The sequence below is a fragment of the Bradyrhizobium sp. 25ACV genome, from assembly GCF_054863005.1.
Map to the genome: position 1 here is coordinate 343,318 of NZ_JAVAYO010000001.1, position 22,704 is coordinate 366,021.

Annotated in this window: 25 protein-coding genes; 9 read left to right on the top strand and 16 right to left on the bottom strand. The window is 65.4% G+C overall.

The genetic code is table 11. The features are described 5' to 3' along the window. Positions 1 to 137: 137 nt before the first annotated feature. The 3 genes from RAD04_RS01465 to RAD04_RS01475 are packed head-to-tail and all read right to left on the bottom strand — an operon-like array spanning position 138 to position 2,766. Positions 138 to 1,145, bottom strand: a complete 1,008-nt coding sequence (locus tag RAD04_RS01465) for a transketolase family protein (RefSeq protein WP_461622338.1) — start codon at positions 1,143 to 1,145, stop codon at positions 138 to 140. Then, positions 1,142 to 1,987 (bottom strand): transketolase, encoded by an 846-nt coding sequence (locus tag RAD04_RS01470; protein ID WP_461622339.1) that lies wholly within the window; start codon positions 1,985 to 1,987, stop codon positions 1,142 to 1,144. The genes RAD04_RS01465 and RAD04_RS01470 overlap by 4 nt, the downstream gene beginning before the upstream one ends. Before the next feature lie 17 nt (positions 1,988 to 2,004). Then, positions 2,005 to 2,766 carry an SDR family NAD(P)-dependent oxidoreductase gene (locus RAD04_RS01475; protein ID WP_461622340.1) on the bottom strand — a complete coding sequence of 254 codons (762 nt, stop codon included), beginning with the start codon at positions 2,764 to 2,766 and terminating at the stop codon, positions 2,005 to 2,007. Positions 2,767 to 2,899: 133 nt separating this feature from the next. Here RAD04_RS01475 and RAD04_RS01480 point away from each other — a divergent pair, with 133 nt between their 5' ends. Further along, positions 2,900 to 3,817 (top strand): LysR substrate-binding domain-containing protein, encoded by a 918-nt coding sequence (locus RAD04_RS01480; RefSeq protein WP_461622694.1) that lies wholly within the window; start codon positions 2,900 to 2,902, stop codon positions 3,815 to 3,817. On the opposite strand, the gene RAD04_RS01485 is transcribed toward RAD04_RS01480, so the two are convergent. Next, the gene (locus tag RAD04_RS01485) at positions 3,801 to 4,664 is read right to left on the bottom strand and encodes an MBL fold metallo-hydrolase (protein WP_461622341.1); all 864 of its coding nucleotides are present in this window, start codon (positions 4,662 to 4,664) and stop codon (positions 3,801 to 3,803) included. The genes RAD04_RS01480 and RAD04_RS01485 overlap by 17 nt on opposite strands. Positions 4,665 to 4,759: 95 nt before the next feature. Here RAD04_RS01485 and RAD04_RS01490 point away from each other — a divergent pair, with 95 nt between their 5' ends. Further along, on the top strand, positions 4,760 to 5,632 hold the full coding sequence (locus RAD04_RS01490) for a LysR family transcriptional regulator (RefSeq protein WP_461622342.1): 873 nt from the start codon (positions 4,760 to 4,762) through the stop codon (positions 5,630 to 5,632). Here the strand turns inward: RAD04_RS01490 and RAD04_RS01495 are convergent. Both RAD04_RS01495 and RAD04_RS01500 read right to left on the bottom strand, forming a co-directional pair. Then, the gene (locus RAD04_RS01495; protein WP_104462801.1) at positions 5,616 to 6,377 is read right to left on the bottom strand and encodes a hypothetical protein; all 762 of its coding nucleotides are present in this window, start codon (positions 6,375 to 6,377) and stop codon (positions 5,616 to 5,618) included. The genes RAD04_RS01490 and RAD04_RS01495 overlap by 17 nt on opposite strands. 15 nt (positions 6,378 to 6,392) lie before the next feature. Further along, positions 6,393 to 6,581 (bottom strand): hypothetical protein, encoded by a 189-nt coding sequence (locus RAD04_RS01500; protein ID WP_018315770.1) that lies wholly within the window; start codon positions 6,579 to 6,581, stop codon positions 6,393 to 6,395. A gap of 253 nt (positions 6,582 to 6,834) precedes the next feature. Between RAD04_RS01500 and RAD04_RS01505 the strand changes: the two genes are divergently transcribed. Further along, complete coding sequence (locus tag RAD04_RS01505) at positions 6,835 to 7,812, top strand: DUF2336 domain-containing protein (protein ID WP_461622343.1); 978 nt, start codon at positions 6,835 to 6,837, stop codon at positions 7,810 to 7,812. Between the two features lie 139 nt (positions 7,813 to 7,951). Here RAD04_RS01505 and RAD04_RS01510 read toward each other — a convergent pair whose 3' ends face one another. The 4 genes from RAD04_RS01510 to RAD04_RS01525 form a co-directional block, all read right to left on the bottom strand. Continuing rightward, on the bottom strand, positions 7,952 to 8,296 hold the full coding sequence (locus RAD04_RS01510; protein ID WP_461622344.1) for a DUF1491 family protein: 345 nt from the start codon (positions 8,294 to 8,296) through the stop codon (positions 7,952 to 7,954). 53 nt (positions 8,297 to 8,349) lie between these two features. Then, a complete protein-coding gene (locus tag RAD04_RS01515; protein ID WP_461622345.1) occupies positions 8,350 to 8,559 on the bottom strand; it encodes a hypothetical protein in 210 nt (69 codons plus the stop codon). Positions 8,560 to 8,705: 146 nt separating this feature from the next. Next, positions 8,706 to 9,416, bottom strand: a complete 711-nt coding sequence (locus tag RAD04_RS01520; protein WP_461622346.1) for a peptidoglycan-binding domain-containing protein — start codon at positions 9,414 to 9,416, stop codon at positions 8,706 to 8,708. Next, positions 9,409 to 11,274, bottom strand: a complete 1,866-nt coding sequence (locus RAD04_RS01525) for a PAS domain-containing sensor histidine kinase (protein ID WP_461622347.1) — start codon at positions 11,272 to 11,274, stop codon at positions 9,409 to 9,411. The genes RAD04_RS01520 and RAD04_RS01525 overlap by 8 nt, the downstream gene beginning before the upstream one ends. 411 nt (positions 11,275 to 11,685) lie before the next feature. Here RAD04_RS01525 and RAD04_RS01530 point away from each other — a divergent pair, with 411 nt between their 5' ends. Beyond that, on the top strand, positions 11,686 to 12,129 hold the full coding sequence (locus tag RAD04_RS01530) for a DUF5330 domain-containing protein (RefSeq protein ID WP_461622348.1): 444 nt from the start codon (positions 11,686 to 11,688) through the stop codon (positions 12,127 to 12,129). A 67-nt stretch (positions 12,130 to 12,196) separates the two neighbouring features. Further along, positions 12,197 to 12,625, top strand: a complete 429-nt coding sequence (locus RAD04_RS01535) for a SufE family protein (protein WP_028142948.1) — start codon at positions 12,197 to 12,199, stop codon at positions 12,623 to 12,625. A gap of 154 nt (positions 12,626 to 12,779) precedes the next feature. Here RAD04_RS01535 and RAD04_RS01540 read toward each other — a convergent pair whose 3' ends face one another. Both RAD04_RS01540 and RAD04_RS01545 read right to left on the bottom strand, forming a co-directional pair. Further along, the gene (locus RAD04_RS01540; RefSeq protein WP_036005917.1) at positions 12,780 to 13,196 is read right to left on the bottom strand and encodes a Ros/MucR family transcriptional regulator; all 417 of its coding nucleotides are present in this window, start codon (positions 13,194 to 13,196) and stop codon (positions 12,780 to 12,782) included. A gap of 132 nt (positions 13,197 to 13,328) precedes the next feature. Continuing rightward, the gene (locus tag RAD04_RS01545; protein ID WP_461622349.1) at positions 13,329 to 14,216 is read right to left on the bottom strand and encodes a DUF308 domain-containing protein; all 888 of its coding nucleotides are present in this window, start codon (positions 14,214 to 14,216) and stop codon (positions 13,329 to 13,331) included. A gap of 312 nt (positions 14,217 to 14,528) precedes the next feature. On the opposite strand from RAD04_RS01545, the gene RAD04_RS01550 reads away from it, so the two are divergent. Together RAD04_RS01550 and RAD04_RS01555 are read left to right on the top strand one after the other, a co-directional pair. Continuing rightward, complete coding sequence (locus RAD04_RS01550; RefSeq protein WP_091953227.1) at positions 14,529 to 16,178, top strand: glycosyltransferase family 39 protein; 1,650 nt, start codon at positions 14,529 to 14,531, stop codon at positions 16,176 to 16,178. 183 nt (positions 16,179 to 16,361) lie between these two features. Next, a complete protein-coding gene (locus RAD04_RS01555; protein WP_461622350.1) occupies positions 16,362 to 17,141 on the top strand; it encodes a class II aldolase/adducin family protein in 780 nt (259 codons plus the stop codon). A gap of 219 nt (positions 17,142 to 17,360) precedes the next feature. Here the strand turns inward: RAD04_RS01555 and RAD04_RS01560 are convergent, their stop codons facing one another. The 4 genes from RAD04_RS01560 to RAD04_RS01575 form a co-directional block, all read right to left on the bottom strand. Next, entirely contained in the window at positions 17,361 to 18,755 is a 1,395-nt protein-coding gene (locus tag RAD04_RS01560) for a M20/M25/M40 family metallo-hydrolase (RefSeq protein WP_028142943.1), read from the bottom strand. 25 nt (positions 18,756 to 18,780) lie between these two features. Next, positions 18,781 to 20,109, bottom strand: coding sequence for a glycosyltransferase family 87 protein (locus RAD04_RS01565; RefSeq protein ID WP_461622351.1), 1,329 nt, complete (start codon positions 20,107 to 20,109; stop codon positions 18,781 to 18,783). Positions 20,110 to 20,170: 61 nt separating this feature from the next. Further along, positions 20,171 to 20,323 carry a hypothetical protein gene (locus RAD04_RS01570; protein ID WP_461622352.1) on the bottom strand — a complete coding sequence of 51 codons (153 nt, stop codon included), beginning with the start codon at positions 20,321 to 20,323 and terminating at the stop codon, positions 20,171 to 20,173. Positions 20,324 to 20,366: 43 nt separating this feature from the next. Beyond that, positions 20,367 to 21,989 carry a helicase HerA-like domain-containing protein gene (locus RAD04_RS01575; protein ID WP_461622353.1) on the bottom strand — a complete coding sequence of 541 codons (1,623 nt, stop codon included), beginning with the start codon at positions 21,987 to 21,989 and terminating at the stop codon, positions 20,367 to 20,369. Between the two features lie 45 nt (positions 21,990 to 22,034). Between RAD04_RS01575 and RAD04_RS01580 the strand changes: the two genes are divergently transcribed. Together RAD04_RS01580 and RAD04_RS01585 are read left to right on the top strand one after the other, a co-directional pair. After that, entirely contained in the window at positions 22,035 to 22,325 is a 291-nt protein-coding gene (locus RAD04_RS01580) for a hypothetical protein (RefSeq protein WP_461622354.1), read from the top strand. Positions 22,326 to 22,337: 12 nt separating this feature from the next. Further along, the gene (locus RAD04_RS01585) at positions 22,338 to 22,703 is read left to right on the top strand and encodes a DUF2267 domain-containing protein (protein ID WP_461622355.1); all 366 of its coding nucleotides are present in this window, start codon (positions 22,338 to 22,340) and stop codon (positions 22,701 to 22,703) included. Position 22,704 lies beyond the last annotated feature (1 nt).

Here is a 22,704-nt window from a genome sequence, read left to right on the forward strand (position 1 = left end):
TTTGATCTAAAGGCGGCTCTTCGCCGCCCGTGTTGCTGCTGGCCGGCTCTCGATGCGCCGGCATTGGACAGCAGCCGTCGTTCTTCGCAGCGGCGCCGCGAAGCATGTCGGTCGATTCGATCGTGGAGAGCGGCCTGCTAGCGCAGCCAATCCTTGATCTGCCGCTTCACTTCCGCGGTCGAGATACCGTAGCGGTCGTGCAAGGTCGGCAGCGCGCCGGCGGCGAGAAACTCGTCGGGAAGTCCGATCTGGCGGAACGCCGGATGAACGCCCGCGCGCATCAGCAGCGTCGCCACGGCCTCGCCGAGCCCGCCGATCACGGTGTGGTTCTCGGCGACGACGACGAGGCGGCCGGGCTTGCCCGCTTCGCGCAGGATCGCCTCGGTGTCGAGCGGCTTGATGGTCGGAACGTGCAGGACCGCCGCACCAATGCGGTCATCCGACAAGGCCTGGGCCGCCTCCAGCGCGCGCATGGTCATGATGCCCGAGGAGATGATCAGGACGTCATTGCCGTCGCGCAGCAGCGCAGCCTTGCCGAGCTCGAACCGGTAATTGTACTCGTCGAGCACCAGCGGCACCTGGCCGCGCAGCAGGCGCATATAGACCGGTCCGCGATGCGCGGCGATCGCCGGCACGACCTGCTCGATCTCGTGCGCATCGCAGGGATCGATCACCGTCATGTTCGGCATCGCACGGAACAGCGCGAGATCCTCGGCGGCCTGGTGGCTGGGTCCATAACCCGAGGTCAGGCCGGGCAGCGCGCAGGCGATCTTCACGTTGCGGTCTTCTTCCGCGATGGTCTGGTGGATGAAGTCGTAGGCCCGGCGCGAGGCGAACACTGCATAAGTCGTCGCGAACGGCATGAAGCCTTCGGCGGCGAGCCCCGAGGCTGCGGCGAACAGCAGCTGCTCGGCCATGCCCATCTGGTAGTAACGATCGGGATAGGCCTGCGCGAAGATGTGCAGGTCGGTGTATTTGCCGAGATCGGCGGTCATGCCGACCACGTCCTCGCGGCTGCGGGCGAGCTCGACGAGCGCGTGGCCGAAGGGGGCGGGCTTGGTGCGCTGGCCCTCTGCTGCGATCGAGGCGATCATGGCCGACGTCGTCAGGCGCGGCTTTGCCGAGGGGGTTCCGGCGGACTTCATGGCTGGTCTCCCGCGTTCAGTGCAGACAGCGCGAGCTGCCATTCATGCGGCTCGACGCGAATGAAATGGTTCTTCTCGCGCTGCTCCAGGAAGGGAACGCCCTTGCCCATCAGCGTGTCGGCGACGATCATGCGAGGCTTCGGCGCGGCATGCGCCGTCGCGGCATCGAAAGCCCCCACCACTGCGTCGAGATCGTTGCCGTCGACGCGCTGCACGAACCAGCCGAAAGCCTCGAGCTTATCGACCAGCGGCTCGAAGCCGAGCATCTGCTTGGAGGGACCGTCGGCCTGCTGATTGTTAACGTCGACGATTGCGATGATGTTGTCGAGCTTGTGATGGGCCGCAGACATGATGCCTTCCCATTTCGAGCCCTCGTCGAGCTCGCCGTCGGAAAACAGGGTGAAGATTCGCGCCGCCGATTTCTTGCGCTTCAGCCCGAGCGCCATGCCGACGGCGAGGCCAAGGCCAAGGCCGAGCGAGCCGCCGGACATCTCCATGCCCGGGGTATAGGAGGCCATGCCCGACATCGGCAGACGACTCTCGTCGAATCCGTAGGTTTCCAATTCCGCTTCGGGGATGATCCCGGCCTCGATCAAGGCCGCGTAGAGTGCAATCGCATAGTGTCCGTTCGACAGCAGAAAACGGTCGCGGCCTTCCCAGGCCGGATCTTCGGCGCGAAAGCGCATCGCGTGAAAATAGGCCACGGCCAGCACGTCGGCGATGTCGAGCGCCTGGGCGATATAGCCCTGGCCCTGAACCTCGCCCATCAGCAAGGCGTTTCGGCGGATATTGCGGGCGCGCTGTGCCAGCGTCGGTGCGTTGGCGAGTGTCGGTGTAGTCATGGATCTCTCCTCCTCGCCTAGTGGATCAGCATGCCGCCGTTCACGTCGATGACCGCGCCGGTGACATAGGCCGACAGGTCCGAGGCGAGGAAGGTATAGATGCCCGCGACGTCGGCGGCCTCGCCGAGGCGGCCGAGCGGTATGCCCTCCAGGATCTTCGTCCGCATCTCGTCGGTGAGCTTGCCCGCGGTGATATCGGTGCCGATCAGGCCCGGCGTCACGCAGTTGACGCGGATACCGTCGGGCCCGAATTCGCGAGCCATTGCCTTGGCGAGTCCCAGCACGCCGGCCTTCGCCGCCGAGTAATGCGGTCCGCCGAAGATACCGCCACCGCGTTGCGCGGAGACCGACGACATGCACGCGATCGACCCGCTCTTTCGCTTCTGCATATGCGGGATCACGGCCTGCGACAGGAACAGGATGCCCTTGAGGTTGACGTCCTGGATACGGGACCAGTCTTCAGGCGTGATGTCGAGAAGCTTCACCGGCTGCGTCACGCCGGCATTGTTGATGAGGATGTCGATCTGGCCGAATTTCGCGATGACCGCCTCAACGGCCTTGATGCAGGCCTGCTTGTCGGTGACGTCCAGGGCGAGGCCAAGATGCGGCTCGCCAGTGCCGGATTCGAGCCCGCGCGCTGCGGCTTCCGCGGCCGAACCGTCGATGTCGAGAATGGCGACCCGCGCGCCTTCGGCCGCAAAGCGGCGGGCCGTTGCAAGGCCGATGCCCCGCGGCGAGGCCGCTCCGGTGATGATGGCTGTCTTGCCGCGTAGCAGCATTGTGATCCTCCCTGAACGGCTGTTGCCGGCACCAACGGCGCCACTGTTCTTGACCCGTTGATTATGCCCCTGCCCCGTTTCCGACAAACGCGCTGTTGTCTTGCATAGGTGAATTTGGTTCACTCGTCGGATGCTGCTGTCCAGTATTCCGATATCGTCCATCCGCGCGTTCGAGGCGGCCGCACGCACCGGCTCGTTCCGGGATGCGGCGAACGAACTCCATTTGACGCCGAGCGCGGTGAGCCACGCCATCCGCAAGCTCGAAAGCGCGATGGGCACGATATTGTTCGAACGGAGCGCCCGCGCCGTCCGTCTGACGCCTGCGGGCGAGAACCTGATGCGTCATGCCGGCGCCGCCTTCGACAATCTGCGGCGCGGGATCGAAGAGGTCGCGGGCCGCGGCCCGCAATTGCTCAGGGTGCACTGCGCGCCGAGCTTTGCCGCGCAGTGGCTCGCCCCGCGCCTCGCCCGTTTCATGGCCGCAGAGCCCCAGCTCGAGGTCCGGCTTGCCGCCAGCACGGAATATGCCCGGTTCAGCAACGACGATTTCGACATCGACATCGTCTACGGGCAGCCGAGAGCCGAGGGTGTCGAGGTCATACCGCTCGGCGAAGAGACCGTGACGCCGCTCTGCACGCCCGAGCTCGCGAAGAAGATCCGCAAGCCGAAGGACTTGCTCGATCAGGTGCTGATCCGCTCGGAAGTGAAGCAGGTGCAGTGGCATCAATGGTTCACCGCCAACGGGCTCGAAGCGCCTGCCATTCACGGCATGCGCTTCGATCGCAGCTTTCTGGCGATCGCGATGGCGTCGAGCGGCCTCGGCGTGACGCTGGAGTCAACCCGGCTTGCCGAACGCGAGATCGCCACAAGGCGGCTGGTTGCCCCCCTCGCTGGACGCTCCGTCGACATCCGTTATATTGGCCATCACCTGGTGTTCCCGCGCGCGAGCCAGCAGCGGCGACCGATCCGCGTCTTCGCCGAGTGGATCACGCGTGAGGTGGCGGTCGCCGGGCCGGTCTCAGGCCGGTCGAGAGTCAAGTCGACGGGCTGACGGCTCGGGCTTTGATCGCTCCGTGGATCCCGCACCGGCAGCGCTCGTAATCCGCGGGGTCGTGGCTGTTGACGATCGTCACGCGATCACCGTGATCGCGCTTCAGCGCGCGCAGCCGGGCCTGGTTAGCGATCCGCATTGCGCGGTCCATGTCGCCGCGGCGCTGGAAATAGCCGAGCATCAAGGGGACGCGCGGCGATGCATCGAGCTGGCCGTGGTGGAAATAGCTGTCGCCGGCATGCAACAGCCAGGTGTCGCCCGAGCGCACCGCGATGCCGCAATGGCCGAGCGTGTGGCCGGCGAGCGGGATCATCAGGATGTCCGCCTCCTTGTCGCCGAGCGCGCGCACACCCTTGAAGCCGAACCAGTCTTCACCGGCTTCGCCATAGAATTGCCAGCGCGGACCGTGGCTCCACTGCCCCGTGACATAGCGGCCTTCCGGCGGCGCGGGCTTGCGCAGCACCGCCATGTCGTATTCGGCGCGATGGACGTGGATCGCGGCGTGGGGAAAGTCGGGCACGCCGCCGGCATGATCGCGGTCGAGATGCGTCAGCAGCACGTGACGCACGTCGTTCGGTGAATGGCCGAGCGCCCTCACCTGCTCGGCTGCCGTTTCCGCGGGATCGAGCTTTGGCGCGGTCTGCCGCACCCAGCGCCGCCCCAGCCGCTCGGGCGAGGCGATATCATCGAGGCCGATCCCGGTGTCGACCAAAGCCAGCCCGTCATTCGTCTCTATCAGCAGGCAGTGGCAAACCAGCTGGGCACGCTGGAACAGGCTGCCGGTGCCGTTCACCAGGCGGCGGCCGACCGGGCACATCGTGCCGGTGTTGAGATGGTGGATCTTCATCGCGTATCCCTGCCTGTTCGTGAGCAGGACGCTCTTGTCATAGTTCAATCCATAGGTAAAATATCGAATATTGATATTATATCTAGGCCAATCCTATGGATATCCGCGAGCTTCGCTACTTCGCCGCCGTCTACCGCGAGCGCAATCTGACCGCGGCGGCGCGTGCCTGCTTCGTGTCGCAGCCGTCGATCTCGACCGCGATCACCAATCTGGAGGCGGAGCTCGGCACTACTCTGTTCATTCGACACAAGAAGGGCGTCGCGCCCACCGCCTCGGCCGAGCAGTTTCACACCCTCGCCCGCCGCATCATCGACGAGACCGATGCCGCGCGCAGCCTGTTCAAAAAGCCCAGCACGAAGACCACGGTGACGCTGGGCCTGATGCGCACGCTCGACGTGCCCCGGACCATCGCGCTCTTGAAGCCGCTGACGGCGCGCAACGACATCGCGCTTCGCCTCGTCGGCAGCGACGAGCGCGCAGATGCGCGGATCATCGCCAAGACCATGGTGCGCGATGACGAGCATTTCGTCGCGCTGTGGAGCGAGCGTTATGTCGCAGCACTGCCGCCGTCGCACCCGCTGACGCTGAAGGACAAGCTCCGGGCCGCCGACCTTGCCGGCGTGCCGCTGATCGATCGCTGCCATTGCGAGCAGAGCGCATTCTTCGGCCGCAATGCGCAGCGCCGCCAGACCGCGGCGATCGCACAATCGGAGGACTGGGCCATTGCACTGGTCGCCGCCGGTGTCGGTATCGCCATTGTCCCGGAAGGCGTGGCCAAGGGCAATCTTGATGTCGCGGTGCGCGAGATCGAGGTCAAGGTGAAGCGCGAGGTCGGCCTCGCCTACCGCGCCTCGGTGCCGCTGGCGGATGCGCTGAAGGAGTTTGTCGGGAAGCTGCAGAAGCAGCGGCGGCCGGATCGAACCAAGCGCCGGGTCGGCGCGCGCAAAAAGCTCAGCCCTTCGAGATGACCGCGCGCCCATAGGGCGGTTGCGCCTGGACCGGCGGGTTGGCGGTCTGGGCTGCGAGCTCGCCGATCAGGCGGTCGGCGTCGGCGGCCATGCCGTCCGGGGCCTGGATCACCAGACGCTCGAGCGCCCAGCGATAGGACGAGATGCGCTGCTCCAGGCATTGCTGCACCCACTGCACGATCAGCGAGTTCTCCTGCATCCGCGCGACCGCGTCGTCCCTCTCTCTCGGCGAGAGCGCGGAGACGCGCGCCATGCTGGCATTGCGCTTCCTGTCGAGGTCGATGACGCGGATCGCGCTGGCGAAGAACGGCTCGAAGCGGGTGATGTCGTTGCGCACGTCCTCGATCAGCTGCGCATAGCGCGAGGAATGCGAGCGGTGCGGCTCGTCGATCAGCGTGCGGCCGTACATGGTGCGGTCGAACACGATCTTCTGCCGCCAGGGCGAGGGCATCGCCTTGTAGTCGCCGAACACGCTCTTCCAGGCGGGGCGCGACAGCGGCGGCTCGATCATGGGATAGGCGAGGTCGCGCAGCTGGCGCTCCTCGTCGGTGAGCTGGAATTGCGAGGGACCCAGGCCGACACTGCCGGTGGCTTCGGCCCCTAACCAGCGATGCATGTCGTCGCTGCGCATGTCAGCGCGGGTGCGGCCGAAATCGCCGCCGCTACAGGCCCCGAGCGCAGCGCCAAGCAGCGTGAGCAGCACGGCCGATAGGACAGACCGGATCTGGCGGATGGTGTCCGGCATTGCAAAGGCCCGAAATCAGCGACGACGACGACGGCGCCCCGGCGCTGTGCCCTGCTCCGGCCCGTGATCGCCGCTGGTTTCGTCTGCCTCGCGCTCGATACGGATGACGGGAAGGATCAGGATCGTTCCCATGTCCGCGCGCGGAGCGACATCCCCCGACGAGCCCACCCGGCGACCGGCCGGAAATTCAATGATGGTCCCCATGTCAGCTCTCTTCAATTGCCGCGCGACCAAGCGCGCTCATGCAACATGCATTCATTAAGATCAGTTCATGGTTAACGGGGTGTAAACGTCGCGGTCGGACCGTAACCGCACGGGCCGACCGCGACGTCCCGTTGCGGCACGGGATCGCTACAAATCGAGCGTTCGGCTTCACGCCTCGTTTTCCTTAACGAGCCTTTAAAGGAGCCTGCGATAGGCTGGCGGGCAGTATCTCTTCCAGGTCGCGTATCCCTCCATGACCAAGTCGCTGTTTCCCGGATTCGACGGGCTGATGTCCCTCTCCCGTCGCGAAGGCGTCGATGTTCGGCCGACGCTGCTGCGCGTGCTGACCGACCTCTATGTGCAGACGCGCATCCACAGCGAAGACGAGCAGCGCCAGTTCACCGAGCTTGCAACGCGGCTGATCGACCAGGTCGACGATGCGACCCGCGCGGCGATTAAGGCCAAGCTCGCGATCTATCCGTCAACGCCCGTCCCGGTCCTGCAGAAGCTCGGGCTGGTTGCCGCACATGAAGGCCGCAGGGTTCCGCTGGCGCGCGAAATCCCCACGCCCGCACCCGCCCCCTCGCCGGCCCGCACGCCGACCGACGCCGAGCTGCGCATGGCCGCCAACATGGCGATGCAGCCGACGGACGCCGCCGAGATCCACGACATGTTCTTCCGCGCCGGCGCCTCCGAGCGCGCGCTGATCCTGCACAATCTGGCGCAGACCCCGCTGAAGGCCGCGCCCCGCATTCCGACCGTGCGCGCCAAGCGTGCGTTTCATATCCTGGAGATGGCGGCGATCGCGGGCGATGTCGAGAATTTCACCCTGGAGCTCGGCGACAGCCTGATCCTGCCCTCGCGCGTCGCAGCCCAGATCGTCGACGACGCCGGCGGCGAGGCGCTCGCGGTCGCCGCGCGCGCGCTCGACATGCCAAGCCCTGTGTTCCAGCGCATCCTGCTGTTCTTCAAACCGGCGATCGGCACCTCCGTGAACGAGGTGTACCGGCTGTCGCGGCTCTACGACCGGCTCAGCGACCGCTCTGCGCTGGTGATGCTGGCAGCCTGGCGCGGCTCGACGCTCGCCGTCACCCGCGCGAAGTACCAGCCGTCACTGCACGACGGCGAACGCCAGCGCGCCCGCGCGGGCGCGAGCCAGACCCGGCCGGGCGTGCAGCCCGGCGCAATGCCGCCGCGCCGCACCGGCACCGACGGATCGTCGGAGCGGTAGCGCAGACGGTTTAGCCCGTAGCCCGGATGGAGCGCAGCGTAATCCGGGTCTCCGTCACTCGTGGCGGAAGTCCCGGATTACGCTTCGCTCCATCCGGGCTACAAGGCTGGGTGTTGGGCTCGCTACGGAAGAGCAGCAGCTACGTCTTCGCCAGCTCGAGGAAATGCCGGCCCGCACGGTCCTCGGTCTCGACGATCCAGGCGTCCGGATCGAAGCGGATTTCCTTGGCCAGACGCTCCTCGATCGTGTGCTCGGGCAGAGCTTGCTGCGCGACCGGCACAAAGAAGCGATCGACGGGACGGCCATCGTCGTAGACGGTCTGCGGCGCCGGCGCGTAGAGCATCGCATGGCCGTCGAGCAGCGACACCTTCACGAACACCGCGCCCGCCTCCTCGGCACCGCGACGGCGCACCGCGCCGAACACGCCCTCGGTCTGGCACCGGCGCAGGTAAGCCGCGACCCATATGTTGGATTTCAAACGCATGAGTCGAACGATAGGCCAGCGTGACGCGCGCCGCCAGTCTCAGCGTCCGATTGTCACGCCTTGCTTACACCTCGCCCGCCGTTGATCTGGCGCGCGACGAGATATGACAGCGGCATCGCAAGTGCGAATCCCACGGCGACCGCATAAGGGATGTTCCTGATCGCGTCGGCGGCGAAGCTCGGCACCATCAGCACGACGATCAGACTGACGCCCGCCAGCGTCGTGCCCAGCATGATCCAGACCAGAACCGAGACCTTGAACATGACAACCTCTCTTCTTCGTTGAAGATGAGCGATCATGTTCCCCGAAGCTGTCGGCCGTCATTGATCCCAAGCAAATCGCCCGCGCGCGGGCGCGGCGGCGCGCGATGCCCGGAATTGATCGGCGTCAATGACAGCGGGCGATGGGGTTATTCGACGGGATGGCCGATTGCGGCGCCGAGCTCGCGCAGCAGCCGGTCGGACAACTGGCCGGTGACCTGCATCTTGTGCTCGCGCTCGAACTTCTGGATCGCGGACTGGGTTTCGCCGCTCATCGTGCCCGTGATCTTCAAATTCCCGTAGCCATATTCGGACAGCGCGCGCTGAACGCCGGCGATACGCCGTGCGGCCGGGCTCTGCGGCACGGGAATCGGCGCGGGCGGACGCATGGCAGACGGCGGCGTCGAGGTCGTCGCTTTGACCAGATTGGTCATGGGATCACTGCCCGCGCGCGGCGTCGATGCGGTCGCCTCGACCGGTCTTTCGGGCGGCTTCTCGGCGGCTCGCTCGGCAGGTTTCGGCTCGGCGCGGAACTCCGTCGCGCGCGGCTCCAGCGGCGAGGTATCGGCGCCGACCGGGCGAGGACGCGGCATTGGGTTCGACAGCGCCACGGAGGACGGTGCGGGAAGATTGATCACGGTGCCGAACATCGGCGCCGGATGCCGGCCGGTCTGCAGGAACAGCGCATTGGCAACGATCGCGCCGATCGCGGCGACGGCGACGAGACCAGCCAGCGTGTCCTTCGGGCTATGCAGCAGCACGCGCATCACGAGGTTGCGCTCGGTCTCGACATCAATGACCGCGGCCTTGGCGCCACGGCGGCGCGGAGCGGCTTCGTCCTTGGCAGACTTCTTAGGCACTTTTCTTCACCAGAGCGGGTTGGTCCTGAGACTGGTCGTGAGTTTGGTCCTGAAGGTCCTGGCGCAGCACCGGCGTCAGCGTCGCGACCTTGCTCTCGACCGGCTTGACTTGCGGCGGCGTGTAGACGAGCGGCAGCCTGACGGTGACGGCGGTGCCCTCTCCCAATCTGCTTTGTACCGTCAATTCGCCGAGATGCAACGCCACGAGACTCTTCACGATCGAAAGTCCGAGGCCGGTTCCCTCGTGGCGGCGCTGATAGGTCTTGCCGGCCTGGAAGAACGGCGCGCCGATGCGTTTGAGATCGTCGGGCGCGATGCCGACGCCGGTGTCGCTGATGCGCAGCGTCAGCTGCGAACCCGACACCGAAGCGGTCACCGAGACCTGACCGCCACGCTCGGTGAACTTGATGGCGTTGGCGACGAGGTTGAGCACGATCTGCTTGAACGCCCTGGGATCGCCGGTCATGACAGGCAGATCCTGCGGCGCATCGGTGATGAGGTCGATGCCGTTCTCCCGCGCCTTGAGCGCCAAGAGATTGCAGCAATGCAACAGCGAGGCGCGCGGCGCGAACGGCTCGGACGCGATCTCGAAATTGCCCGACTCCATCTTCGACATGTCCAGGATGCCGTTGACGACTGACAACAGATGCTGGCCGGAATCGTTGATGAGCTGGGCGTATTCCTGGCGCTGGGCCGCCCCCAGCATCAGGGTCTGCTCCTGCGCGATCATCTCGGAGAAGCCGATGATGGCGTTCAGCGGCGTGCGCAGCTCATGGCTCATGGTGGCGAGGAAGCGCGTCTTGGCGGCATCGGCAGACTCGGCGGCGGTGCGCGCCTGATCCAGCGCCTGCTCGGACAGCTTGTGGTCGGTGACGTCGCGCATCACGGCGACGACTTCGGCCTCGCGCGTGACGTCGCTATGAGGATTCTGGCCGATATCCCGGTCGAGCGGGCGGCAGCGCATCTCGACCCAGAGGAAATCGACCTGGCCGCGCTCCGAACCGTCAGGCTCACGCCGCAGCCGGAACTCGATGCTGCGCACGTCGCCGCGCGCGGCATCGGAGAGCGCGGTGAGATAGGCCGGGCGATCGGCAACGTGGACGCGGTCGAACAGGCCATGCCCGAGCAGTTGCGCCACCGGCGTGCCGAGCATGGCTTCCGCCGCCGGCGAGATGAACTGCACCGCACCGTTGCGCTGATGCCGCGAGACGACGTCGCTCATGTTGCGGGCGAGCAGGCGATAACGCTCCTCCTCGCGCGACAGCAGCGCAACGCTGGTGCGTGCCAGCGATTCCGCGCCGAAGGCAAGGCCGGCGGCATAGAGGGTCGCCGAGACGACGCCGCACGCCATCAGCACGCCGCGTTCAGCAGCGCTGGTGTCTGCAACCGGCAGCCAGCCGAGCTGGCCGACGAGGATCAGGAGTCCCGCGCACGACAGCGCGAGCAAGGATGCGAAGGCCGCGACGCGGCGTGAGGCCGACAGCGCGGCTTCGAGGGGAACCACGACCAGCCAGACCGCGGCGAATGATTCGATGCCGCCCGTGGTGCCCGCGACCGCCATGATCAGGCCGGCGAGCGCCAACGACGACAGCACATGCGCGCCTTCGTAGCGGCCGGTGCGCGACAGGAACCAGGACAGCAGGATCGGCGCGATCAGCCAGGCGAAAGCGGCGACCTCGACCGCGCTCGGCGCGCCGCGCATGGCGAGATAGACCGGGAATGCGGCGAAGGCGGCCAGGCTGCCGAGCAGCCGCGGCGCCATGAAGGCACGATGACGCGCCCGCATCAGCGCATCGTAACGCGCGGAGGGATGCAGCAGTGCATCGAGACAATCGCGGATGATACTCAAAACTGTCACGGGTCTCGCGCTTCGGCTCAATCGTCTTTGGAAGACGCGCCGCAACGCCTCCTTGTCGTTGAGCCACCGTGTCAGAGCGACCTTAAACGAGTGCTAAGGCGGCCCGGTGTGCGGCCGAACGCCGGGACATCGCGGGGCTTTTTAGACGATTTGGCGACGTCTTCGGCGAGGATGGTGAACACAGGGTTTCACGCCTCCCGGCATGGTTTCGAATTGGTGGATATGCGTGCCGGCAAGATCACGGGCGCCGGCGTCAATCGAAAATTTACGACACCGTCGATCCCGAAGAATTTTGCGTAAATTTTCCGCGAATTAAGCTCAAGGCAATCACTTGCGATTTATCGAGAGTTGCTAGGTCGAAACGCGCGCGGACCATCGCCGCGGGCGGGATCTAACGAACAGGTCGATAAGATGCGCTTTCTGCTCCGCATCACATTCTGGCTCGGGCTGGTGCTGGTGCTCCTGCCCAGGGACAAGACGCCCGAATCGGAGAAGCTGCCCCAGATCGGTGCCGCCGACGCGGTGCAGGCTGCGACCGCGGCCGTCTCCGACATGACCCAGTTCTGCAAGCGCCAGCCGGCGGCCTGCGAGGTCGGCGGACAGGCCGCGACCATCATCGGCCAGCGCGCCCAGGATGGCGCGCGCAAGATCTACCAGATCATCAACGACAAGAAAGAGCAGATCTCCAACGACAAGAACGAGAAGACCGACAAGAACGACAAGAAGGCGCCCGACCACACGGGCTCGATCGCGATGGCCGGCGAAGGCGATACCGCATCGACCGAGGCGCCGCGCGATACCCTGAGCCAGGACGACCTTGCGCTGGAATGGCGCGGCCCGGCGGCGGCGAATTAGCGCCCAAACCCTATCGATTTCATCTCCTCGCATCCTTATATTGGCCCTAACGGGAACACGGGCCAACATGACGACGATCGACGAAATCAGGGACAATTTCGAGCTTCTGGACGAGTGGGACGACCGCTACCGGTACGTCATCGAGCTCGGCCGCACCCTGGAACCGATGCCGGAGGCGGAACACTCCGCCGAGAACAAGGTCAACGGCTGCGTCAGCCAGGTCTGGCTGCAAAAGCTGGTCGACCGCGGCCATGGCGCGCCGATCCTGAAATATCGCGGCGACAGCGACGCGCATATCGTGCGCGGGCTGGTCGCGATCGTGCTCTCGCTCTATTCCGGCCGCACGCCGCAGGAGATCATCGATACCGACGCGATCGCCGTGTTCAACGAGTTCGGCTTTCGCGATCATCTGACGCCGCAGCGCTCCAACGGCCTGCGCTCGATGGTCGAGCGCATCAAGACCGATGCGAAAGAGGCGCTCGCGGAGGCGTCGTGAGAGGCTCTCGTAGGGTGGGCTAAGCGGCTTGTCCGCCGTAGCTCGAAGAGCGAAGGCGGAAGCGTGCCCACGATTTGCGCGTGACTGGTGAGAATTCGTGGGCACGGCGCTTCGCGCCTTTGCCCACTCTACCAGAGCTGGCCGAGCGGACGGGTTACTTCCGCTTCCGCTGCTGCTGTCCGAGGCCCATCTGCTTGGCGAGCTGCGAGCGCGCCACCGCATAGTTCGGTGCGACCATGGGATAGTCGGCCGGCAGGCCCCATTTCTCGCGGTATTGCTCCGGCGTCATGTTGTACTGCGTGCGCAGATGGCGCTTCAGCGACTTGAAGCGCTTGCCGTCTTCCAAGCAGACCAGATAATCGGGCGCTATCGACTTCTTCAGCGAGACCGCCGGCTTGGCCGGCTCGAGCGGCGCGGTCTCGGTGCGACCTGACGACACCCGCACCAGGGCGCCATGCACCTGGCTGATCAGGTTCGGAATCTCCGCCGCAGGCGTCGGATTGTTGCTGAGATAGGCCGACACGATGCTCGCCGTCAGCTCGATGAAATTCTTCGCCCCAGCGTCCGACATCGGCCCGCCCCTCTACTTGCGCTTCACGGGATAGACGACGCCGAACTCTTCCGTGTCAACAAGACGTTCGGCTGAAACAAGACGATGACCGACGCGGTGCGACAACGGCGCTCGACTTCTGCGCGGCAGAGCTCAGGACCGCTGGTCGAGATGGGCGCGCAGCTCGTCGATCGAGGCAAAGCGCATCATGCCCTCCGGCATCTGCGCTTCGATCGAGCCGTCGGAATAGAGCGAATAGGCCATGCCGTCGACGATGCCGGATTTGAGCACGGTGACGGGCGGCTGCTCGACAGGTGGCGGTGGGGGCGGCGGCTCGGGTGCAGGCGGCGGAGCGGCCTCCGCAAAGGTCGATGGCGAGCGCGGCGGCGGCCGGCGCAAGGCGGCCGGCGGCTCCGACGGACGCATGCGGTCCGGCTTCGGCCAGGCATCGTCAAAGCTTGCAGGCGGAATATCCAGGGCCTCACCGGGCTCCGCAGGTAGCTGCGGCGGCGCGTCCTCGATGGCCTTTGCCTCCGCACGCTCCCGCTCCTTGCGCGAGGTCGAGGCGAACAACAGGTTGCGACGGCGCGGCGCTTCCGGAGCCGCGGGCGGCGTTGGAGCTTCCGGCACCGGCGGCGTCTCGACACGCGGACGCTCGCGCGCGGCGGCTTCGCTCTGCCACGGCGGCGGGCCTGCGGCGGGTGGCGGTGGCGGCTCGATCCTTGCCGCCGCAGCGGCAGGCATCGGCTCGGGCGCAGCGGCGCCTGGCACGGCAAGGCCCGGCCCGGTTGCTGCGAGGCCCGGCAGCACGGGCCTGACCCGAACCTCGGACGGCGCACCGGCCAGCCGACGCGCGAGGCCCTTCAGTTCCGTGACCACGACATAGAGGCCGGCCAGTAACAATCCGGAGCAGACGGCGATCGTGCCCGAGATTATGAGGGGGCTGCCGAGGCTGAACTCCCTGACGGAGAAGCCAAACAGGATCGAAAGGAAGCCCGCCACGACGGCGAAAATCCCCGCGATCAACAATGCCAGATTCATCGAACTCACCCCCGGTCGCCATCCACACGCGACAACCGCTCCGCCACGATACCGTCATCCGGTGTTCCACGCCAACGAGGAATCGTCGGTAGCGTTCCTAAAGGGAAGGAAATCAGGGACTTATTCACATTCCCTTCAGCTACGGCTCGCTACTGCTTAGACTGCTCTCAAGTAACCGGAATTGCTGCGTCGCATCAGGAATTTAGCCATAATGCCCAATTACTTGGTAATGGAACTGCGCTATAGGGAGTCCGGGGTTGAGGCCCGCGCGCACCAGCAGGGCCAAGAGGGGATTCCGGGGCACCGATAGCCATGACATCCATCACGACTTCGGCGATCGACACGCCTCTGCGGCGCTCGGTCGAACGGACTTGCGACGATCTCGCCATGCTGGTGCTGGCCGCGGTCGCGGTCATTGCGGGCCTGACGTTCCGCGACTACGGCCTCGGCTGGGACGACTACACCCACGCTGAATATGCCGATTTGCTGCTGCGCATGTTCGGTTCCGGCTTCAAGGATACCGCGGCGCTCTCCTTCGCCAATCTCTACATGTATGGCGGCGGCTTCGACATGGTCGCGGCCCTCCTGCACAAGATCATTCCGCTCGAGCTGTTCGAGACGCGACGTCTGGTCGGCGCCATTGTCGGCGTGGTCGGACTTGCGGTGACGTGGAGGCTCGGCCGCCGCATCGGCGGGCCCCTTGCCGGTCTTGCCTCGCTGCTGCTGCTCGCGCTGTGCCCGATCTTCTACGGCCACATGTTCATGAATCCGAAGGATGCGCCCTTCGCGGTGGCCATGATCATCCTGATGCTCGGCCTGGTCCGGCTCGCCGAGGAATATCCCAAGCCGTCGCCGCGCACGATCCTGATCGTCGGCCTGGGTGCCGGCCTTTCGCTGGGCTGCCGCGTTCTCGGCGGGCTCGCGCTGGTCTACGCCGTGCTCGGCTTCGTCCCGCTGTTCCTGGAGGAACTGCGCAGCGAGGGCCTGCGCGAGTCGGTCCGCCGCTTCGCCCATGTCGTCTATGTGCTGCTGCCTGGCCTGGCGTTCGGCTACCTCGTGATGGGCCTGATCTGGCCGTGGTCGATCATGGAGCCCGGCAATCCGTTCGAGGCGCTGACCTACTTCTCGCATTTCTTCGAGAAGCCGTGGAAGGAGATGTTCGACGGCGCGATCGTGTCCGTGCCGGACATGCCCTGGTCCTATCTGCCGACGCTGTTCGCGCTACAGCTGCCCGAGGTGATGCTGGTGCTGATGGCCGGCGCCGTGGTCAGCACTTTCGCCATGCTGCCGCGAAGCGAGGTGCCGGCGCGGCGCAAGACCATCATGCTGATGCTGACGCTGGCCGCGACCCTGCCGCTCGCGATCGCGATGGTGAAGCGGCCGGCGCTGTACAACGGCATCCGCCATTTCGTGTTCGTGATTCCGCCGATGGCGGTGCTCGGCGGCGTCGCTTTCGCGTGGGCCATGGAGCGCCTGCGCGCCAATCACCGCACCTGGCAGCCGGTCGTGCTCGCCACGTTCTGCTTTGGCCTCGCGCTCTCGCTCGCCGAGATGATCCGGCTGCATCCCTATCAGTACACCCACTTCAACCACATCGCCGGCACCGTGCGCGGCGCCGACGACCGCTTCATGCTGGACTATTGGGGTCTCGCGCTGAAGCAGGCCTCCGATGAGTTGCGCGAGCAGATCGTCGAGCGCCAGGAAGTGCCGCCGACCAATCGCAAATGGAAGGTCGCGGTCTGCGGTCCGCAGCGGCCCGCCCAGGTCGCGCTCGGGCCCGACTTCACCATCGGCTGGGATTCCAACGCGGCCGATTTCGCGATGACGCTCGGCGAGTTCTACTGCAAGGGCCTCACCGCGCCCGTAATGGTCGAGATCAAGCGCGACGACGTGGTGTTCGCCCGCGTCTACGACATCCGCGGCCGCAGCATTTCCAGCCTGCTGTCGATCCCGGCGCCGTAATAATTTTCTCTCTCGTCGCCCGGATGAGCGAAAGCGACATCCGGGACCTCTCGCAAGGCCCCCGCATTCCACTGCGCTCCATGCGGGCTACGCTTGACTGCCGCGCGCTTGTCGCGCCTTGCTGCCAGCTTCCACCACGTCTACGCTCCCTCCCCGCAACAACGATGTTCGGAGAGATCAGCCATGTCGCCAGCGGAAGCGCGCCTGAAGGAAGTGCCGTCTGAAATGACGGAGGCCGAGTGGCAGCAACGGGTCAATCTCGCCGCCTGCTACCGCCTCGTCGCGCTGTACGGCTGGGACGACCTGGTCGACACCCACATCTCCGCGCGCGTGCCCGGCCCCGACCATCATTTTCTCATCAACCCCTACGGGCTGATGTTCGACGAGATCACGGCCTCGAGCCTCGTCAAGGTCGATTTGCACGGCAACCAGCTCTCCGAGAGCGAATACAGCATCAACCCGGCGGGCTTCACCATCCATTCGGCGATCCACGAGGTGCGCGAGGACGCGATCTGCGTGCTGCATCTCCACACCCTCGACGGCACCGCGGTGTCGAGCAGCGCAGAAGGCCTGTTGCCGCTGAACCAGACCGCCCAGCTCGTCACCCACGACCTCGCCTATCACGACTATGAAGGCATCGCGCTCGATCACGACGAGCGGCCGCGGCTGCAGAAGGATCTCGGCGACCACAACCACATGCTGCTGCGCAATCACGGCACGCTCACCGTCGGCCGTTCGGTCGCATCCGCCTTCGAGCGCATGTATCATCTCGAGCGCGCCTGCTCGATGCAGGTGCGCACGCGCGCGCTCGGCACGCCGGTCTATCCGGTCGAGGAGATTGCGATCGAGAAGAACACCGAGCTGCTCGCCAACCGCGACCGCGCCGAGCTGCGCGCCACCAACCTCGTATGGCCGCCATTGCTGCGCAAGCTCGACCGCGAGCTCCCCGGCTACCGGTCTTGAGATTTTCGGGATTTGGTGTAGGGTAGTCCCAACTAACCTCTACGCCTTTTGGAATGAAACGCCGCCCAATTCCGGGCGGCGTTTTTATTTTGGGGCGGTGGTCGCCACGACAGCAGAGCCGTAGGGTGGATTAGCGAAGCGTAATCCACCTCTTCTCTCGACGCCTGCGCAAAGGCTGGTGGATTACGCCTTCGGCTAATCCACCCTACGGCACCACGCCTATTTCACCTCCGCCAGTGCCGCGAGGATGCGGGCCCAGGAGCGGATGCCTTTCTGGAAGCTGCGAAGATCGTACTTCTCGTTCGGCGAGTGGATGTTGTCGTCGTCGAGGCCGAATCCGACCAGCAGCGAGTCGAGGCCGAGCGTGCGCTTGAAGTCGGCGACGATCGGGATCGAGGCGCCGGAGCCCATCAGCACGGTCTCCTTGCCCCATTCCTCCGTCAGCGCCTTGCTGGCAGCGGCAAGCGGCTTCATGTTCCAGTCGAGCGCGACGGCGGGCGCGGCGGAATGGTCGCCGAACTCGACCTTGCAGTCGCCGGGAATGCGCGCCGTCACGTAGTCGCGGAAGGCTTTGCGGATCTTCTGCGGGTCCTGCCCTTCGACCAGGCGGAACGAGACCTTGGCCGAGGCATGCGACGGGATCACCGTCTTGGAGCCCTCGCCGATATAGCCGCCCCAGATGCCGTTGACGTCGCAGGTCGGGCGCGATGAGGCCTGCTCGATCAGGAGGCGCCCCTTCTCGCCGGCCGGGATCGACAGGCCGATCGGCTTGAGGAACATCTCCGGCGTCAGATTGAGCTTCTTCCACTGCTCCAGGATATCGGGCGGCAGATCCTTCACGCCGTCGTAGAAGCCGGGAATGGTGATGCGGTTGTCGTCGTCGAACAGGCCGCCCAGAATTTTGGTGAGCACCCGGATCGGGTTCATTGCGCTGCCGCCGAACACGCCGGAATGCAGGTCGCGATTGGCGGCGGTGATCTTCAGCTCTTCATAGAGCAGGCCGCGCAGTGAGGTCGTGATCGCCGGCGTGTTGCGGTCCCACATGCCGGTGTCGCAGACCAGCACGTAGTCGGCTTTGAACTCGTCCTTGTTGGCCTCGATGAAGGGCACGAAGTTCTTCGAGCCGACCTCCTCCTCGCCTTCGATCAGGAAGGTGATGTCGACGGGCAGCGAGCCCGTCACCTTCTTCCAGGCGCGGCAGGCCTCGACGAAAGTCATCACCTGGCCCTTGTCGTCCTCGGCGCCGCGCGCGACGATGATCTTGCGGCCGTCGGCATGGTCGGTGACGACGGGCTCGAACGGCGGACGGTGCCAGAGATCGAGCGGGTCGACCGGCTGCACATCGTAATGGCCGTAGAAGATCACATGCGGCCGTCCGCCGGCCCCGGTCTTGCCGACGATGGCGGGATGGCCCGCGGTCGGCCTCACTTCAGTGGCGACGCCGAGGCTCGCGATGTCCTTGGCGAGATGCTCGGCCGCCGCCTTGCAATCCCCGGCGAAGGCCGGATCGGCGGAGATCGACTTGATCCTGAGCAGCGCGAACAGGCGCTCCAGGCTGTTGTCGAAATCCTTGTCGATGTGGTCGAGCACGGATTGAAGCTGCGCATTGGCCATGGTTGTGGGTCCTGACGTTCGTGTCTCAAGAGGTACCGGGTTTTAGCGCCGTCGCGGGCTCGGAGCCAGCCGCAACGGGCGGATGCCGGATGTGCCATGCAAGACTACCTGCAAGAACGGCGGTCGCGAGGAGATTGTTGCCCCAGGCCTGGAGGACATTGGGAAACCACGGCAGCGCCAGCAGCATGAGAAGGCCGGCCGCGCCGAGCGCGAGCCAGGTTCCGAGACGCACATTCGCCCGTTCGTCGAAGGCGGCGCGATGCATCAGCACCGTCATCGGGAAAAACAGCCACATGAAGTAGTATTGCCGTGCCAAAGGCGAGGCCACCGTGATCAGGCAGAACAGGATGGCGAGCTCCTCCGCATCCGAGCGCGCCGTTCGCCGTGCTTGCTGGGGCATGATCGCGACGAAGCCGAGCCCGAGCAAGGCCGACAGCACCAGCACGATCCAATTCGCCGTCCTGTAGTCGACGTCGATGATGTTCATCGTGCGCGGCGGCTTGCCGGGATCCTCCAGATTGAAGTTGATTGGACGGACCAGGCGGTGCGTGACGGCGATGAGGGACTGGTTGACCCACGACCAGTTCTGCTCGTCACGCTGGCCAAAGCCCTTTTCCGAGCTCGTTCCGACCATGCCCTGATACCAGATCGCAAGCTCGGCCGCGTTGCGCTCGAAGCCGCGGATCGGCGCCGGCACGACATAGAGAAGGATGCCGGCGAAGGCGACCGTGGCGGCGGCCGCCGCCCATTTCCGCCGCCAGACCAGATACGGCAGGACCGCGATCGGAAACACCTTGATGGCAGCGGCGAGCGCGAACATGAAGCCCGCAAGCCAGGGACGTTGATGCCGCAAGCTCCAGAAACCGTAGAGCATCATGGCCAGCAGGACGAGGTTCGGCTGGCCGAGGTCGAACATGTCGAACACGAACGGCACGGTGACGACGGCGGGCAGCGCCTCCAGCCAGCGGCCGGGGCTGCGCCCCGAGCCGGCCATGACCTGGGAGAACGTCCCGGTGTACCACCACGCCACGGCATTCAGGATCGACAGGACGACATAGAGCGGGATCTTGCCGAACCAGCTCGGGATCGCCAGCAGGATCGCCGGCAGCGGCGGATAGATGAACTCGAAATACTCGACGGCGGTGGCGGGATAGAGTGGCTCACCCTGCAGGACCTGCTGCCCGGCCCAGAACCACAGCGGGTAATCCTTGGTCTTGCCGCTGCCGAAGATCTCGGGAACGAGCACGTCCGCGGTGAGCAGGACGCAGCAGAACAGAAACAGCAGGTCCAGCGGCGCGCGCAGCGACAGGTGTCGGGGCGCGTCAGGCTTGGCTAACGGGGCGGGCGGGGTCACGGAGTGGTCCTGTGCGGCGGCGAACAGGACGTAGCAGACCGGCGCACGCTTGGAGAGTCCCTCACCTGAAATTGTAGGGGGTGATGGTCTCCGGCAACGGCACGTCGGGTGACTGAGTTCGAGCTTCCACGGCGTCATGGCCGGGCTTGTCCCGGCCATCCACGACCTTTGTCGCAGCACTGAGAAACTGGATGCCCGGGACAAGCCCGGGCATGACGACCTTTTGGGGGCAAGCGGAATTGCCCAAAGCGTATTGCCTAGCGCCGCAGCAATCCGCCGAGCGCACCGCGAACCAGCGTGCGGCCGATCGAGCCGCCGAGCTGGCCGCCGACCGACTTGCCGATATTGGCGGCCATCCCGCCAATCACCTGGTTTGTGACCGATCGCGTCACGTCCCGCGCAATGACCTGGCCGGTCGACAGGCGGCCGCGCTTGACGTTGGTGCCGAAGATGGTGCCGACGATCGAGCCGATCTGGCCAAGGAGCCCGCCGCCATTTCCGCCGGCCGAGCCGTCCGCAGTGGCCGCCGTGCCGGCAATGCGCTTCTGGATCATCTCGTAGGCGGATTCCTCGTCGACGGCGGTGTCGTATTTGCCCTTCACCGGGCTTGCGGCCATGATCGCCTTGCGCTCGTCCGGCGTGATCGGCCCGATGCGGGCCGAGGGCGGCCGGATCATCACCCGCTCCACCATCGCCGGCGTGCCGTTGCCCTCGAGGAAGGACACCAGCGCTTCGCCCTTGCCGAGCTCCATGATCACCTTGGCGGTATCGAGCTTCGGGTTGGGCCGGAAGGTCTGGGCCGCAGCGGCGACCGCCTTCTGGTCGCGCGGGGTGAAGGCGCGCAGCGCGTGCTGCACCCGGTTGCCAAGCTGTCCGAGCACGCGGTCGGGGACGTCGACCGGGTTTTGCGTCACGAAGTAGACGCCGACGCCCTTGGAGCGGATCAGGCGGACCACCTGCTCGATCTTGTCCATCAGCGCCTTGGGCGCATCGTTGAACAGCAGATGGGCTTCGTCAAAGAAGAACACGAGCTTCGGCTTGGGCAGATCGCCGGCCTCGGGCAGCTCCTCGAACAGCTCCGACAACATCCACAGCAGGAATGTCGCGTAAAGCCTGGGGTTCTGGAGCAGCTTGTCGGCGACCAGGATGTTGACCATGCCGCGGCCGTCGCGATCCGTCTTCATGAAGTCCTTCAGCGTCAGCGCCGGCTCGCCGAAGAATTTGGTGCCGCCCTGGTTCTCCAGCACCAGCAACTGGCGCTGGATGGTGCCGACGGTGGCCTTGGTGACGTTGCCGAATCCCTGCGCGGCCTTGCGGATGGCGGCGAGCGGATCCTCCCCCACGTCCGCCCCCTTCTTCGCGCTATCGGGCACAATGGCGTCGAGCAGTGCGCGCAGATCCTTCATGTCGATGAGGGTCAGCCCGTTGTCGTCAGCGACGCGGAAGGCGACGTTGAGCACGCCTTCCTGCACGTCGTTGAGGTCGAGCATGCGCGCGAGCAGAAGCGGCCCCATTTCCGTGACGGTCGCGCGCACCGGGTGGCCCTGCTCGCCGAACACGTCCCAGAACACCGTCGAGAACTGGTCGGGTTGGAAATTCAGCCCCATTTCGGAAGCGCGCTTGAGGATGAAGTCCTTGGCCTCGCCAACCTCGGAGATGCCGGAGAGGTCGCCCTTGATGTCCGCCGCGAAGACCGGAACACCGGCGCGCGCAAATCCTTCCGCCATCACCTGCAGCGTCACGGTCTTGCCGGTTCCGGTTGCACCCGTGACGAGGCCGTGGCGATTGGCGAGCGCCAGCGTCAGCCATGCCTGCTCGTCTCCCTTGCCGACGAAGATCTTGTCGTCGGTATCGCCGAGCTTGCTGTCCTGTGCGGTCATTATTCTCTCTGATCTCTCTGCCGGGTTTCGCGTATTGAAACTCAAATGCACCAGTTCCGTAGTTTAACGCATGTTGCGCGCCGATTAAAACGGTTCAACGCGGCCGAACATGCGACATTGTCGGAAACAGACGGACGACATCAGCCGAAAGTAGGATCGGGGTATTCGCAACGCGGCAATTTTTCGCCGATTCCATCTCCGCTCTTGCACCGCTGCAACACTTTTCGCGCGTTCGAAGGTGAATCGCGACGGCGCGTGCGTTCATCGCTTGAATTTCACATCACACCGGCTCAAGATCATTTTCGAAAGAAATACTCCGGCAAGCAAACCGGCTGAGGGGCGGGCCTTATGGACGAGCTGATCGGGCAGCTGGCGACAAACGCCAGCATAGATAGTGCTGTCGCTGAAAAGAGCGTCGGCATCATCCTGGGCTTCCTCCAGAGCGAGGGTCCTTCCGACAGCGTGCAGGCCCTGATCGATCATATCCCCGGAGCGGAAGCCGCGATCGAGGCATCCAGGAGCGGCGGCGGACTGTCGCGGCTGATGGGCGGCGGCCTGATGGCGGTCGGCACGCGCCTGATGGGCCTGGGACTTGGCATGTCGGAGATTCAAAACGTCGCCCGTGAACTTTTCCGCTTCGGCCGAGACAAAATCGGAGCAGATCAGATGGGCAAGATCGTTGCGGGGACGCCGGGCCTCAGCCAGTTCGCCTGAA